Here is a 1056-nt window from a genome sequence, read left to right as displayed (position 1 = left end):
GTACTCGCAGTTTGGTTTTACATCTGTTGAAAACCCTGAGAAGTTGATGCAAATTTTAACGCCTGGCATATATGATTAGGCACGGGTATAACAACCCAATCAACACACTCACTGCGTTCGCTGGGACGCATACACGCGGGGCGGCTGCGCCATTATGCCCCACATGTCTGCGCCCCTTATTTTAAAGTTATGTGACTAAGGGAATAGAATCATCTAATGACTAATGAAGACAGACTGCAACTTCCTAAGATACAGTTATTGGTCCTTTTTTTATCTAGTTGCTTCTTCATACTTCCTTGTGTTTTCAAGCTCAATGTTTTAGCTAGTTGTACTTTTGCATTCGTCATTTTTTTCTATCTGCTCAGTGAAATAGACTGGTTGCGTAGGTACTTTGATATGTCCAATAAACAGTTAGCGCTTAACATTATCTTAATAGCAATTAGTGGGCTTCTGGCCTTCGAAGTGTTTTTTATGTTCGCTCTGGTTGCCATATATCCAGTTTTTAAATTCCATAAAACTTAGGTACTCTGTATTGGCAAAGTCACATAACAAAAAAATTAAGTCACTCACTTCGTTCGTTGGGACGCATACACGTGGGGCGGCTTCGCCATTATGCCCCACATGCCTGCGCCCCTTATTTAAAAGTTAGGTGCTACTGGTATGAGTAAAGTTTTTATCTATGGTTTTACTGGCACTTTCACTGAAAAACCTGAGTACGATTACGCTCACCCAGATGTTGGTGCTACTCATAAATGCATGCTTTTTCTTCGCCAAGCGCCAGCAACAACAGAATTTTTGAATGCGGAGAACGAAGCTAAAAAATTCGGCTTCTCAAGTATCACTAATTTAGCAGGTAATCAGCTTCAAATTGACGTGTTGAATACTGAGGCTTATAAGGGATTTACTGGTTATTACAACGAAGCTTTAAAAGAAGGGAGTTCTCTTGTTTACTACTGACGCACCTAACACATATGAGCCTCCGGGCTGTCAATGAAAAAAGATAGCCCTTTGACCACTATTTCAAGATCAATACCGTTGCCTTTTTAGAACTCGTTT

The 1056-nt window shown here is 40.4% G+C and carries 1 protein-coding gene; it reads left to right on the top strand.

Going from position 1 to position 1056, the window contains the following annotated elements; translation table 11 throughout:
• Positions 1–660: 660 nt before the first annotated feature.
• Complete coding sequence (locus E5672_RS19735) at positions 661–957, top strand: hypothetical protein (RefSeq protein ID WP_136783876.1); 297 nt, start codon at positions 661–663, stop codon at positions 955–957.
• The last annotated feature ends 99 nt before the right edge of the window (positions 958–1056 follow it).

The sequence above is a fragment of the Alteromonas portus genome (genome assembly GCF_005117025.1).
Classification (GTDB): Bacteria; Pseudomonadota; Gammaproteobacteria; order Enterobacterales; family Alteromonadaceae; genus Alteromonas; species Alteromonas portus.
Note: the sequence above shows the minus strand (reverse complement) of the source record. Positions and strands in the feature narration are given on the sequence as shown.